We start from the raw sequence: 12,764 nt of genomic DNA, 5'->3' as shown, positions 1-12,764 counted from the left end.
GAGGAACCACCAATGGTCAAGCTCGCCCCCGCACTCCCCAAGGAGTACGACGACAACGGCCTCGAGTCGAACACCCGGCATCTGCTGGAGGTCTACCCGAGCCAGAAGTATCTCCCCATCGTCGCGCTCGTCCGCACGAAGGAGATCACCCAGAACGAGCACTTCGAGCGCGTTCCGAAGATCGAGCTCGTGCACGTCGAGATCGCCGTCGATGGCGACGACCAGGACGCCGTCCGCGAGCTGATCAAGCAGCTCCACGACGCCCGGGTCCAGCACATCAAGCAGCCCCTCGACCTGCCCGACACCGACGAGCCTCCCGTCCTCGCTCAGCCCCTCGAGCTGACCGCGAGCAGCGGTGAGTACTACGTCCGCCTCATCGACCAGGAGGGCAGCAAGTTCTCGATCGAGCTGCGCGCCCCGTCCGGTGCGCTCGTCCTCACCCGCAGCGCCCTGCCGCGCGAGGACTACGGCGAGCTCGTGCCCGGTGACTACCAGGTCGCTCAGCTCGGCGGCGAGATCGGTCAGCTCGCGACGCTGCTCGTCCAGGAGTTCGAGCAGGGCTTCACCCAGGACGACGACGTCGTCGACGCCGAGGTCCTCGACGAGGACGCAGACACCACCCGCGAAACCAGCCAGGAGGCATGACCATGAACAACGCCGCACGCATCACACCGATCGACGCGACCACGCCGAAATCGCTCGAGATCAAGGAGCGGCTGATCGCCCGCCGCGCCGTTCTCCGCGCGGATGCCGAATACATCGCGGGCGAGCTCGCCGCCATCGATGGGCAGCTGATCGAGCTGCTCGGCGGCGAGGTCGGCACACACGATGTCGGCGACGCGAAGGTCCAGATCAAGGAGTACTCGCGTCTCGACACCAAGTGGATCGAGACCGAGTATCCGGCAGCGAACTACCCGCAGCTCTACAAGACCACGATCTCCGTCGACAACGACGCCGTGAAGAAGCAGTTCGCGCCGGCTGTGCTCGCAGAGCACCAGGTGCGCGGCGCGAAGTCCGTCGTCATCAAGTAGCACGACCGCCGCAACGGCATACACACCGGGTTCGAGTCCCGGGGCGGCACCAGAACACCAACAAGGAGAGGACCCGATCATGCCGAACACCCTGACCTACACCGGGACGCTCGTCATCACGTCATGCTGGTGCGGCATCCGCCTCGCGATCCCCGAGGATCTGCACGCGATCGCCCGCCGCAAGGGCACCGCTGTGTTCTGCCCCCTCGGGCACGAATTCGTCTACGGTGACACCGAGGTCGACCGGCTGAAGCGTGAAGCCAAGGAGGCCAACGAGCGCGCTGCTCTGCAGGAGCGCCAGGCCGGGTTCGCCCGGGCCTCCCGGGACGCCGCGTGGGACCAGGCTCGCGCTGCCGAGCGTTCGGCGGCCGCCTACAAGGGCCACGCCACACGCCTCCGCAACCGCATCGCTAACGGTGTCTGCCCGGTCGCCGGATGCCGCCGCCACTTCGACAACGTCCAGGCGCACATCGAAGGCCAGCACCCCGAGTGGGCAGCAGAGCACCCCGAGGTGCTGTCATGACCATCGGCAGCATCCTGACCGAGATCGGTCGCGAGCGTGGCGCGCAGGACGCGAAATGGGGCGCACCGAAGAACGTCCCGAATGGCACCGGCGCCGATGGCAGCCTGCTCGGCTACTCCTTCGGCGAGCTGCGCGACATGATGCAGTCCGCCGTCGACAACATGGCCGCTCGCCGCGAATCGACGATGGCAGCGGTGCTGCTTGAGGAGGTGTTCGAGGTCCTCGCCGAGAGCGACGACGAGCGCGTGCGAGAGGAGCTGATCCAGGTTGCGGCCGTCGCCGCCAAGTGGGTCCAGATCATCGACGAGCGCCAGGACGGGGGCGCGGCATGACCTCCGTCGAGGATCTCTACCTGGGCGTGATCAAGGACGGCATCACCCGGCACCCACGGTCGCTGCAGAAGCGCATCGGCCCGTCCGAGATGGGGCGCCCGTGCGATCGCTGGATCCTGCACAAGCTCAACGGAGACGGCGAGCCCGACCGGGGCCCCGCGTGGAAGCCTGCCGTCGGCACGGCGATGCACGACCAGCTCGAGCGCTGGTTCGACGCTGCGAACCGTGGCGGGGGAGAGGTCGACCGCACGGAGTGGATCACCGAGTGGGAGGTGACCGTCGGGCAGATCGGCGGCCAGCCCATCACCGGCCACTCGGACCTGTTCCACGTTCCGACCGGGACGGTCATCGACCACAAGGTCGTCGGCCCGAAGCAGCTCTCGAAGTACCGGCTTCACGGTCCGAGCGAGCAGTACCGCGTGCAGGCGCACCTGTACGGCAAGGGCTTCACCGACGACGGGGGATGGGGACCGTGCCGCGCCGTGGCGATCGCGTTCCTCCCGCGCGACGGAGAGCTCTCCAGCGCCTACTTTTGGAGCGAGCCGTACAACCCGCACATCGCGGCCGAGGCGTTGCTCCGCAACAACCGGCTCCGCACCATGCTCACCGTCGTCGGCATCGACGCTGCGCTCGCCGCATCGCCGCTCTGCGACGACCAGTGGTGCACGTGGTGCCGCGCGGAGAAGCGCGCCCAGGACCGCGCGGCGGGCGCTTCGCTGTTCGACATCGGCGAGCTGCGCGTCGTGCCCGAGCCGGCCGCACCGGCCCCTCTGCGCGCGCTGCCGAGCGTGCCGGCCCCCGCGCCCCAGGAGCGGCCGGGCGCGCACCTGTGCGACGACTGCGGGCTCCCGCTCGCGCCGTCCGTGGTGGCCGATGGCCACACCATCCACCCGTCCTGCATTCCTGCATTCCCCCCGGCTCCACGGCCGGTTCAGGCGGCGCCGCAGCCAGCGGCGATCGCACCCGTCATCAACCTGTTCGACCGCTGAAAGACCAACCAAGGAGAAGACCATGTCCCTTTTCGAATCCAGCAGCAAGGGTGTCAAGTTCGACACCGTCGGCGCCAGCGTCCAGGGCACCGTGAAGTCCGCACCGCGCGAGCGGCAGCAGACGAAGTACGGCACCCAGGAGCCGGACTTCTGGCCCAATGGTGACCCGAAGATGCAGATCCTCGTGGACCTGCAGACCGAGCAGCGCGTCGATGCGAATGACGATGGCGAGCGCACGCTCTACGTCGCGTCGAAGAACATGAAGCGCGCCATCGGTGAGGCGATCCGCGCGGCCAACGCGTCGGACATCGCGCCGGGCGGCGTGCTGACCGTCACGTACGTCGGCAACGACCCTGCGTCGAAGAACCCCGCGAACCCGGCGAAGCTCTACCAGGCGCAGTACACGGCCCCGAGCTCCGCGTTCGTGCAGCAGCCCGCGGCCGCGCCCGTCCAGCAGCAGCCTGTGCAGCGGGCGCCGGCTCAGCAGCAGTTCGTTCCGCAGCAGCAGTTCGTCCCGCAGCAGGCCCCGGCCGCTGTGCCGTCGGCTCCGCAGCCCGTGCAGCAGCAGCCGGTCGCGCCGTCGGAGGCGCAGTGGGCGACGCCGCACGCGCAGCCGATGCAGCACGCCGGTGGGCTCACGAGCGAGCAGGTCGCGCAGCTCCACCAGCTGCGCGGCGCCGGCATCCCGGAGGCGACCATCGCCACCGCGATCAACGCGACCCCCGACGTGATCGCGCTGTACGACAACACCCCCTTCTGACTCGACTACCGCGCCGCTTCGGTCGCGCGGAATACGGACGCGACGCGTCCAGCCCTGCCACGCGGTGTGCAGCCTGTTCGAGACAGGCCAGGGCACATGAGATCACCAAATCACCTAGGTTCCTGCGTCTCTTCGGCTACACGCTGCGACTCGACGATGAGAAGTCGTCTTCGCAGAGCGTCCGCCCTGGAAGCGTCGATCCGCCGTGCCATGTCATCCCGCTGGAACTTCTCCGGGTCGGCAATCCAGCGTTTCGTGAGGTCATCGACATCGACCATGCTCGGAACCACCGTTTCTGTGTCGTCGACCGATATGCGGTCAATTGCAGCCTTCAACGCGCCTAGGAGGGCCGACGCGCCCGGTTCACCGGTCGCTCGGGCCCGGGTCGCAAGTTCTCGACCCGCGACCATTTCTTCGGGCGTGGCCGCTATACCTGTAGCAGCCCTAAACGCGTCATCAAGGAACCGGCTTCGGAGACGTTCACCGATCTCGAAGCGTTGCAATCTCCGTTCGCGATCGACGCGCTCTGAGAACTGCTCAGCGCGTTGGCTGTTCGCCTCTTTCAGGGCTGAGGCGCTCTGTTCCCATGCTCGTAGCGCAGCGGACTCTGCCTGCTCCGCTCGCTTCGCTGCCCTCAACGAGTCCGCGCGAGCTGCCCAGGCGATGATCGCCGAGGCGCCGCCCGCGAGTGCGCCGATCGTCGCGATGATGATGCTCCCAGGATCCATGCGCAGCACTCTACTGGTGGCACCGTGGTGAACGGCCTTCTCTCTACCGCGCTCGAGCTGCACGCGGCAGGGCTTTCCGTCGTGCCCGTTGCAGCCGACGGCACGAAACGCCCACGCATCGCGTGGAAGGAGTTCTCGTCCGCGGCCGCCAACGACGCGCAGTTGCGCGCCTGGTTCGACAACGACATGGATCAGGGCATCGGCCTCGTCACCGGCTTCGGCGACGTCGAGCTGCTCGAGGTCGAAGGCGTCGCGATGGCGATGATGGGCGAGGTTCTCGAGCTGCTCGACGGCACCGGCCTCCGCCCCATCTATGACCGCCTCGTCGCGGGCTGGTCGGAGCAGTCGCCGTCCGGCGGTCTGCACCTCATCTATCGCGTCGAGGGTGGCGCTGTCCCCGGCAACCAGAAGGTGGCGCAGCGTCCGAAGGACGAGGCCCCGTATCGGGAGACGCTGGCCGAGACGCGCGGCACCGGCGGGTTCGTCGTCGTCGCCCCGTCCGCGGGTGCCGTGCACCCGACCGCGAAGCCGTGGCTGCGTCTCGTCGGCGGCCCGGCCACGATGCCGACGATCACGCGCGAGGAGCGCGACCAGCTGCACGCCGTCGTGCACGCCGCCCTCGACACGATGCCCGCCGAGGAGACGGTCACGAGCGGGGGACCGGTCGACGCGAAGTGGTCGACGACGTTCCACGCGGCCGACGGCGACATCACCCCCGGTGATGACTTCGAGGCGAAGACCGACTGGTCCGAGATCCTCGTCGGCTGGGTGCACGTGTTCTCCCGCGGCGCGACGAAGTACTGGCGCCGGCCCGGGAAAAACGACGGCATCAGCGCGACGACCGGTCACGCCGGCGACCGCGATCGCCTGTTCGTGTTCACCTCGTCGACGGAGTTCGAGCCCGAGGTGCCGTACACGAAGTTCGGTGCATACACGCTGCTCAACCACCGCGGCGACCACGCGGCCGCAGCGAAGGCCCTCGCCGAAGCCGGCCACGGATACCGCGCACCCCGCGAGCTCACTCCGTCGACCCGCACGACCTCGACCGGGACGCAGCTCGCCGTCGTGGGTGCGACGGCGCCCGCGACCGCGCCCGCCGCGACCATCGGATCCGACAGCGCGGACCTCACCGACGACGGCAACGCCCGCCTCCTGGTCGCCGAGTACGCCGGCACGCTGCGCTACGTCCCCGACGCCGGCAAGTGGGTCACGTGGGAAGGCACCCGCTGGCAGTGGCACCCGGACGACGGGCCCGCGATCGAAGCGGCTCGCGACGTCATCCGCCGAATCCCGACCGACAACGCGCACCTGAAGGCGTGGCGGCTGAAGTCGATGCGTGCGCGCGCGATCGCGGACGCCGTGCGGCTGGCCCGGTCGACGCCGGCGATGCGCATCGCGGCCGCGGAGTTCGACCGTCACGCGTGGCAGCTCAATACCCCGGGCGGCGTCGTCGACCTGCGCTCAGGCGCGATCGCGTCGCCGACGCCGGCGCTGTTCCACTCGAAGCAGACGGCCGTCACCCCGGACGGGCAGATGAAGACCCCGCTGTGGGACAAGTTCCTGCAGACCACGTTCCAGTCGAACCCGCACCTCGAGCGGTACATGCAGCGCCTTGCCGGGCTGATGTTCATCGGTGAAGTACTCGAGCACGTGCTCCCGTTCGCGCACGGACCCGGCGGCAACGGAAAGGGCGTGTTCGCCGAGGTGCTCTCGGCGATCGCCGGCGACTACGCCACGTCCGCACCGCAGGGCTTCCTCGTCGTCGGACCGACCAAGCACCCGACCGAGCTCGCGATGCTGCAGGGCCGCCGCCTGGTCGTCACGTCCGAGATCAACGAGGACACGAAGTTCGACGAGGCGAAGATGAAGGCCCTGACCGGTGGCGACACGATCACCGCACGGTTCATGGGTAAGGACTTCTTCGACTTCAGCCCGTCGCACACGTTCCTGCTGCTCGGCAACAGCCAGCCGAAGGTCGAGACCGGCGGCGACTCGGTGTGGCGTCGCCTCCGCCTCATCCCGTTCACGCACTCGGTGCCTGAGGAAGACAAGATCGAGAACCTGCAGACGCGGCTCGTCGACGAGGAGGGCCCCGGGATCCTGCACTGGATCATCCAGGGCGCGGTCGACTACGCCGCCGACGGCCTCCGCACGCCCGACGTGGTCCTCGCCGCGACTGACACCTATCGGGCCGAGGAAGACCACATGGGCCGGTTCGTCGAGGACCGCTGCTCGATCGGCGGCGGCGACGTCGCCCGCGTGGAGATGAGCGAACTCCGCAAGGCGTACGACGTCTGGTGCCGGGAGCAGCACGAGGACGCGGTCAGCACGACCGCATTTGGTCGGCAGCTGAAGCAGCGCTTCAACATCGGCACGGCGAAGTCTCACGGCCGCCGGTTCTACACCAACGTCGTCCTCTACGCGCCCGAGGTGGAGGACGAGGGCGACGACCCGCGTGAGACCAGGTGGGATCAGCGATGACCGCAACCACGCCGCTGTTCATCACCTGTCCGCGCTGCAGCCGACAGGTGCTAGAGGTGCGCGCAGACTGGCAGCTCGGCGTCCTCATCGGCACGCCGCGCCTCGACGCCGTGCAGCTCGACCCGACCCAGATCACGGCGTGCATCCTGACCGGTCTTGAGCTGTGGCAGGTCCACACCTGGGCCGGGAAGACCGTCACGAGCCGCCGCTCACGCTGGTGGCCAACCGAACCCGTCGCCGGCACCACCGCGCCCCGCCACGCCTGCGGGCGCGTCTGGGACGCGCCCGCGCTCGACCTCGCCCCTGACAAAGCCTCGGCGCCCGAGAAGTGCCCGTTCTGAAGGAGATCATCATGACCGTCACTCGTCCCCACATGTGCGAGCTCCTGCTCGCGAAGGCCGAAGCCGACGACCACGGAACCGTGGCGATCGCCGTCGCACCCGGCCTGCCCCTCACCGTTGACGAGGCGCGCGAGTTCGCAGTCGAGATCATCGCGGCCGCCGACACCGCCGCCGCGTACCTCGCCGAGCAGGCAGCGCGAGGCGACCGATGAGCACCACGCCCGGCATCACCCTCACCTGTACCCACCTCGGGTGCACGAAGCGCAGCGTCGCGCGCCGGCTCTGCGCCGCGCACTACCAGGCGGCGTGGAAGGCCGGTGAGCTCGGTCAGCACCAGAAGCAGCCACCGCGGGTCCGTGCGCGCACGATCTGCCCGCCCGAGCACAAGCACAACGGGTCGCTCGTCTGCTACAACCTGCACCAGTGCCGGTGCGAGCCGTGCATCCAGCACCGCGCCGAGACCGACACCCGCCGCGCCAAGCTCAAGGCCTACGGCCGATTCGACACCGGCCTCGTCGACGCGGACCCCGTGCGCGAGCACCTGCTCATGCTCGGCGAGTTCGGTCTCGGCTACAAGCGCGTCGCCCGCATCGCCGGCGTCGGGGTGACCCCGGTCCGTAACGTCATTTGGGGGCGCCAGGACCCCGGCCCCCGCAAGGGCGAGATCCCGAAGCGGATCAAGCGGGAGAACGCCGAGAAGATCCTCGCGGTGAAGCCCGATATCAGCCTGCTCGCCGGCGGAGCCAGCATCCCGTCGCGCGGCACTCACCGCCGCCTGCAGGCGCTCGTCGCGCGCGGCTGGTCACAGTCGAAGCTCGCCGACCGCCTCGGCATGGAGCGCGGCAACTTCGGCCTGATGATGCAGCGGGCTCGTGTCTCCGTCGCCCTCCACCGCCAGGTCGAGGTGCTGTTCGATGAGCTCTGGGACCAGCTACCGCCGCGCACCGCCTGGCGCGACAGCACTGCCTACTCCCGCACGATCCGGTACGCCCGCGCGCGCCGCTGGCTCCCGCCCCTCGCATGGGACGACATCGACAACGACGCAGAACCGCCCGTGGTCGAGGACGAGGGCGGCATCGATGAGATGGCCGTTGAGCTGGCGATCGCTGGCGACGTCGTCCGCCTCACGCCCGCGGAACGCCGCGAGGCCGTTCGCCGGCTGCATGCGTCGCGCTGGAGCGACAAGCGCATCGCTGAAACCATCCGCTGCTCTGACAAGACCGTTATCCGCATCCGTGACGAGCTCGGGCTCGAGGCGTTCGATCAGAACGAGCTCCGGAATCGAGGTGCGGCATGACGATCCCGCTCGATGCCATCGACCCGGACGCCGCCTACCGAGAGTGGGTCGACCGGTTCCTCTGGCACGTCGACCAGCTGCCCGCCCTCGTCGAGACGACGGGCACGATCGCGCTGGCCGCTCGCGGCATCCGCGCCTCGCAACTCATCGAACGCGTATCCGGCGGTGGTTTCTACGACAACATCCCGCTCGTCGATGGACCCGAGTCCCGCAACGCGCGCGCCGTGTGGGACGCGCTCCGCGGCTACCTGGTCGTGGCATCGTCCCGACTCGGCCTCGAGGCGCCGGCACTGCCCGCCGGGCTGCCGGACGACGTCGAGATGGCGCGCGAGTGGTCATTCGCCGCGAACGCCTGGCTCTCCGACGTCGTCTACGAGATCCGCTCCTGGCCCGACCTCGACGAGCGCGAGGAGCAGCTCTTCCGACTCGTGCGGCGCGCGCGTCAGCGCCTCGACACGCACACCACCCGCCGATCCCGCCCGGAGCTCTGCACCCGCTGCGGTGAGCCCGGCGTGCTCATCGACTGGATCGACGGCCCTGACGGCCAGGCGTTGCTCTCCAAGGTCTGCGTCGTCTGCCGAACCAACTACACACCTACGGACGCCGTCGACGATGACCGGTAACTCACTTAGCGCCTGGGTCGTGCTGAGCTGCAGGGCGCTCTTCCCACAACACAAAGGGTCGCTCGTCAAAGGCAGCCGGGTTGTTCACCCATCGAGCTACGACGACCGGCACCGTTGCCCTGATGTGAAGCGCATTGATGTCCCGGTTGTTCGGGTCGCCGTCATTCGTCGCGTGGTCGATCGTTCCGGTTACCCAGCTGAGGAGCCTGTCGCTATTCGGCTGCGCCACCTCCGCCGCGATTGCCTCGGCGCTCTCGGTCCAGTGCGGCATGTTCCAGTTCTTCCCGGTCCGGACGTCGTCATGGCGAGACTCGTAGTACGCGATCACTGCATCTCCGAAGCGGCGTCGCTCCGCACGCAGCGCGAGATCCGTATTCTGCTTAGCAATCCGATTGGCGGCTCGAGCGGCTGCGACGGCCGCCCATCCGAGAAAGACTGTCGCCACGATTCCCGCCGCCGGAATGAGGTAGTCGCGCCAAAGGTCCGGGCGTGCGATCTGTTCAAGCCAGTAGGTCATGTCATCGAAAGCAAAGTGCATAGCCGCACTTTAGCGATCCGAGGGCGGCTTCCATGACCCTGCTCACCTACCGTGAAGCCGCCACCCGAGTCCGACGATCTCGCCGCACCATCCGCTACTGGAAGCTTCAGGGCATGCGCATGGGGTGGGAGCGGCGCGATGGACAGCTCGTGCGTGTCGTGGAAGAGGACGTCCTGCTCGCGTGGTGGCGCGACCGAATGGACAACGACCCCGTCTGGCAGAACCGGATCCGTGCGAAGATCCGCGAGCTACCCTCCCAGTCCACCCCAGGCAGCTGATCGCCACCTCAGAGAGATTGACCACGTCAACACCCCGGCGAAACCTCGGCTTGACTTTCGCCAAGTTCTGCACATGGCCAGCCTTCCCCCCGCAACCTTCAACGCGCGATTAAATCTCTTTTCCATTCACACCCTGTGTGCCCCGTTTTGCCCCGGAATTACGCGGATGTAATTCGAAATCCACAGGCTGTGAGCAACCTTTTCCACAGGGGTATGCACACCAACACGGGCATGTTCCGCACGTTGTCCACACTCTTATCCACAGGCCACGTTGCGACGCCCCCGGGAAGTGTGGATCCTTGATCACGCCCCGCGAGTGACGGGGGCACCTGTTAAAACGAAGGAGCGGCTCCGAGACGCCAATCACGGGAGCCGCTCCATCACCCACCAGCCTGAGGAGGCAACGATGAGCGGTCTACAGCCTAACCATGGATCGGACGGCGCGAATCAAATCGCAGAAGCGATCCGAAGAGAAGCACGCACGTCGAGAGTCAGCCAGGCGCGCTACGCGCAGCTGGTCTTTGACCGCTACGGCTGGGAGCCGGCCCGCATCGCCGAAGCCCTCGAGATCACCACCGACCTGGTGGTGCGGCTGATCGCCGCGGACGGCGTCGCGAGATGCGTCGAATGCTCCTTCGGTCTCCACAGTTCCTGCATGGGCGAACTGAACTTCGACCTCGAAGGGACGATCGCTCCGTGCGGCTGCGGATGCCGACACGCCGATCCCGAATTCGAATGTTGACACGACTCCGTTTGCCACCCCTACATTGATGGTTGTACAGGTGTCGGACGCAGGACGCCACACCGATCACTAACCGTTGAAGGCCCCGGAGCAGATCGCTCGCGGGGCCTTCGACGTCACTGGACCTAGCCGGCCCCGACGCGCGCTACCAACACGCGCCGGGACCTAACCCCTCATTCGACGCGAATCGATTGGAGGGCTACGTGGACTCTATCCGCGAGCCCGGACACGGCCCCACCGCCGTCAACCGCCGCAACATCGCCCACCTCCGCGACCAACGCGACCGCGCCGGGCTCCTGCAGCTCGCCGACATCCTCGACGGCCAGACGTTCACCGACGCCGACACGCTCGCCGACGAAGCCCGCGCGGCCGTCGACTGGATCGACGAGACCACTCCGCGCACCTACGAGCTCGGCGACACCAACGGCATCCGCGTCGGCGACGTCCTCCGCTACCAGCACCACGGCAACCCACGCGAGAGCGTCGTCATCGCGACCGACGGCCGCACAGCCACCACCACCCACGGCGACACCGTCGTCCTCTGATCCCTCGACCGGGAGTCCGAGCATCCCACGGCGCCCAAGCGCTGTCGGTGGCGCGCGCCTGCTCCTCCCGGTCGAGGCCCCCGACCGGTGTCAACGCGAGCCCCGCCATGGTCGCGAAGGACTCCCTCTTCGGAACCGCCCGCCAGACTCTTCGGGCGAGGAGTACCTGCACCGCCTTGAGGGGCGCCGCTCACTCCAGCCGGCGCCCCTCGAACACCCCGCGCAACCGCGCCCCCCAACTGCGCCCCGCCCGCCACATCGCGGGGCGCAGTTCATACGCCGGGGCGCAGTTGGGGCGCAGTTGAAAACACCGACCCCGCCCCCATCTGGCCGCGTGATCACGCGGGTAACCACCACCGGGGGCGCAGTGGGGCGCAGTTTTTCGAATCGCTACAGCTCTTTGATTAGTAACTAAGGGACCTGGTTATACGCGCGCACGGCACCACCGACCTGCCCAACCGCTCAAACTGCGCCCCCAACCTCGACCAGGAGGCACGACTACGTGAGCGGCCAGCGCACCAACACCCGCCTCGACCACGAACTCCGCCAAGCCTTCTTCGAGGAAGGCCAGCGACTTGACGCCGCCGGCAACCCCGAAGCGAACTGCTGGCTCTGCCACCAGCCCATCGACTACACCGCAGGCCAAGGCACCACCCCCGACTCCCACAACCTCGACCACTACTTCACCGTCTCCGAGCACCCCGAGCTGCAATCCGACCCTGACAACTTCCGCCACTCGCACACCCTCTGCAACCAGCAGCGCGGCGCCGGCGCACCAGCCCTCGACCTCGGCGAACAGATGCCGCACTGGTGGTGAGTCCTACGCCGGGTCGCGGACGAAGAACAGAAACGCCCGCCCAAGCTTCGAGATCGTATCCGGGCGCGTCGGATCACCCGTGTCGTTGAGCCCATACGTCACCGGCTGCGTACGGACGAGCAAGCCATCGTTCCTCAGGTCGTTGAATGCCGGCATCAACAACCCGTGGGGATCGCCCACCGCTCTCTGGACAATCCCGAAGAGGTCGCGCATAACCCCGCTCTGTTTCCCATCCACGACGGGGAATGATCTCTCCTTCGAGACGAACGCCGGGAGCGGCTCAGCCACTTCCAAAATCCGCACATGCAACTCGCTGTACCTGTCCAGCAGACGCACGAACAGCTCCGCGCGGATCTCTTCAACGTTATCGATGTGAGTGTTGAGCACCGCGTTCCGGAGACGTCGCAGCTTGTCCGGGTCGGCCGTCGACTTCGAGGCAAGGAACGCGCTGCTCAGTACCGCCATGAAGCGCTCCGATGATGCGAGGCTGTCGATGTCAGGAAGTCGACTCCTGCTCTGCAGCTCAGCTATATCGGTGGCGAACCCTTCCAAGACCCTCGACGTGCGCTGTTGCTCCGCGAACTCGATCGGCGCGAGCAGAGCCCGACTGAACAGCGACCCCAAGGGCAACGTCTCGAGTACCGCCGCCACTGTCTGCGCGGCGGCGAACTCGATCGCATCCTTCTTCGACTCCTTCATGGCGTCAACCTACCGGGTGGTCGACTCCCGCCGCCGCTCG

At 67.7% G+C, this 12,764-nt stretch carries 18 protein-coding genes; 15 read left to right on the top strand and 3 right to left on the bottom strand.

Features of this window, described 5'->3' with window-relative positions:
• The first annotated feature begins 12 nt into the window (after positions 1–12).
• From D514_RS34105 to D514_RS38185, 6 genes are all read left to right on the top strand, one after another.
• Positions 13–645 (top strand): hypothetical protein, encoded by a 633-nt coding sequence (locus D514_RS34105; RefSeq protein WP_017830880.1) that lies wholly within the window; start codon positions 13–15, stop codon positions 643–645.
• Complete coding sequence (locus D514_RS34100; protein WP_017830879.1) at positions 642–1,031, top strand: hypothetical protein; 390 nt, start codon at positions 642–644, stop codon at positions 1,029–1,031. Before D514_RS34105 ends, D514_RS34100 begins: the two co-directional genes overlap by 4 nt.
• Before the next feature lie 79 nt (positions 1,032–1,110).
• On the top strand, positions 1,111–1,554 hold the full coding sequence (locus D514_RS38190) for a hypothetical protein (RefSeq protein ID WP_017830878.1): 444 nt from the start codon (positions 1,111–1,113) through the stop codon (positions 1,552–1,554).
• Complete coding sequence (locus tag D514_RS34095; protein WP_017830877.1) at positions 1,551–1,886, top strand: hypothetical protein; 336 nt, start codon at positions 1,551–1,553, stop codon at positions 1,884–1,886. Before D514_RS38190 ends, D514_RS34095 begins: the two co-directional genes overlap by 4 nt.
• Positions 1,883–2,875 carry a hypothetical protein gene (locus tag D514_RS34090; RefSeq protein ID WP_017830876.1) on the top strand — a complete coding sequence of 331 codons (993 nt, stop codon included), beginning with the start codon at positions 1,883–1,885 and terminating at the stop codon, positions 2,873–2,875. The genes D514_RS34095 and D514_RS34090 overlap by 4 nt, the downstream gene beginning before the upstream one ends.
• Positions 2,876–2,897: 22 nt before the next feature.
• Positions 2,898–3,635: a hypothetical protein gene (locus D514_RS38185; RefSeq protein WP_017830875.1), complete on the top strand. Its 738-nt coding sequence runs from the start codon at positions 2,898–2,900 to the stop codon at positions 3,633–3,635.
• A gap of 110 nt (positions 3,636–3,745) precedes the next feature.
• Here the strand turns inward: D514_RS38185 and D514_RS34085 are convergent, their stop codons facing one another.
• Positions 3,746–4,363 carry a hypothetical protein gene (locus D514_RS34085; protein WP_031206235.1) on the bottom strand — a complete coding sequence of 206 codons (618 nt, stop codon included), beginning with the start codon at positions 4,361–4,363 and terminating at the stop codon, positions 3,746–3,748.
• Positions 4,364–4,390: 27 nt separating this feature from the next.
• Between D514_RS34085 and D514_RS34080 the strand changes: the two genes are divergently transcribed.
• From D514_RS34080 to D514_RS34060, 5 genes are read left to right on the top strand one after another with little or no spacing between them, the layout of a single operon-like run.
• Positions 4,391–6,844 (top strand): phage/plasmid primase, P4 family, encoded by a 2,454-nt coding sequence (locus D514_RS34080; protein WP_017830873.1) that lies wholly within the window; start codon positions 4,391–4,393, stop codon positions 6,842–6,844.
• Positions 6,841–7,185 carry a hypothetical protein gene (locus D514_RS34075; protein ID WP_017830872.1) on the top strand — a complete coding sequence of 115 codons (345 nt, stop codon included), beginning with the start codon at positions 6,841–6,843 and terminating at the stop codon, positions 7,183–7,185. The genes D514_RS34080 and D514_RS34075 overlap by 4 nt, the downstream gene beginning before the upstream one ends.
• 11 nt (positions 7,186–7,196) lie before the next feature.
• Positions 7,197–7,397, top strand: coding sequence for a hypothetical protein (locus D514_RS34070; protein WP_144053059.1), 201 nt, complete (start codon positions 7,197–7,199; stop codon positions 7,395–7,397).
• Positions 7,394–8,482: a hypothetical protein gene (locus D514_RS34065; protein ID WP_031206232.1), complete on the top strand. Its 1,089-nt coding sequence runs from the start codon at positions 7,394–7,396 to the stop codon at positions 8,480–8,482. Before D514_RS34070 ends, D514_RS34065 begins: the two co-directional genes overlap by 4 nt.
• The gene (locus D514_RS34060; protein WP_017830870.1) at positions 8,479–9,105 is read left to right on the top strand and encodes a hypothetical protein; all 627 of its coding nucleotides are present in this window, start codon (positions 8,479–8,481) and stop codon (positions 9,103–9,105) included. The genes D514_RS34065 and D514_RS34060 overlap by 4 nt, the downstream gene beginning before the upstream one ends.
• A gap of 1 nt (position 9,106) precedes the next feature.
• On the opposite strand, the gene D514_RS34055 is transcribed toward D514_RS34060, so the two are convergent.
• The gene (locus D514_RS34055) at positions 9,107–9,643 is read right to left on the bottom strand and encodes a hypothetical protein (protein ID WP_017830869.1); all 537 of its coding nucleotides are present in this window, start codon (positions 9,641–9,643) and stop codon (positions 9,107–9,109) included.
• 32 nt (positions 9,644–9,675) lie between these two features.
• On the opposite strand from D514_RS34055, the gene D514_RS34050 reads away from it, so the two are divergent.
• The 4 genes from D514_RS34050 to D514_RS34035 all read left to right on the top strand — a co-directional run bounded on the left by D514_RS34050 (position 9,676) and on the right by D514_RS34035 (position 12,025).
• The gene (locus D514_RS34050; RefSeq protein WP_017830868.1) at positions 9,676–9,921 is read left to right on the top strand and encodes a hypothetical protein; all 246 of its coding nucleotides are present in this window, start codon (positions 9,676–9,678) and stop codon (positions 9,919–9,921) included.
• Between the two features lie 406 nt (positions 9,922–10,327).
• Positions 10,328–10,663 (top strand): hypothetical protein, encoded by a 336-nt coding sequence (locus tag D514_RS34045; protein ID WP_017830867.1) that lies wholly within the window; start codon positions 10,328–10,330, stop codon positions 10,661–10,663.
• Positions 10,664–10,866: 203 nt separating this feature from the next.
• Entirely contained in the window at positions 10,867–11,208 is a 342-nt protein-coding gene (locus D514_RS34040) for a hypothetical protein (protein ID WP_017830866.1), read from the top strand.
• Between the two features lie 502 nt (positions 11,209–11,710).
• Positions 11,711–12,025, top strand: coding sequence for a hypothetical protein (locus D514_RS34035; RefSeq protein WP_017830865.1), 315 nt, complete (start codon positions 11,711–11,713; stop codon positions 12,023–12,025).
• A 3-nt stretch (positions 12,026–12,028) separates the two neighbouring features.
• On the opposite strand, the gene D514_RS34030 is transcribed toward D514_RS34035, so the two are convergent.
• The gene (locus D514_RS34030; RefSeq protein ID WP_017830864.1) at positions 12,029–12,724 is read right to left on the bottom strand and encodes a hypothetical protein; all 696 of its coding nucleotides are present in this window, start codon (positions 12,722–12,724) and stop codon (positions 12,029–12,031) included.
• Between the last annotated feature and the right edge of the window lie 40 nt (positions 12,725–12,764).

Source organism: Microbacterium sp. UCD-TDU, from assembly GCF_000340625.1.
GTDB classification, from domain to species: Bacteria; Actinomycetota; Actinomycetes; order Actinomycetales; family Microbacteriaceae; genus Microbacterium; species Microbacterium maritypicum.
Note: the sequence above shows the minus strand (reverse complement) of the source record. Positions and strands in the feature narration are given on the sequence as shown.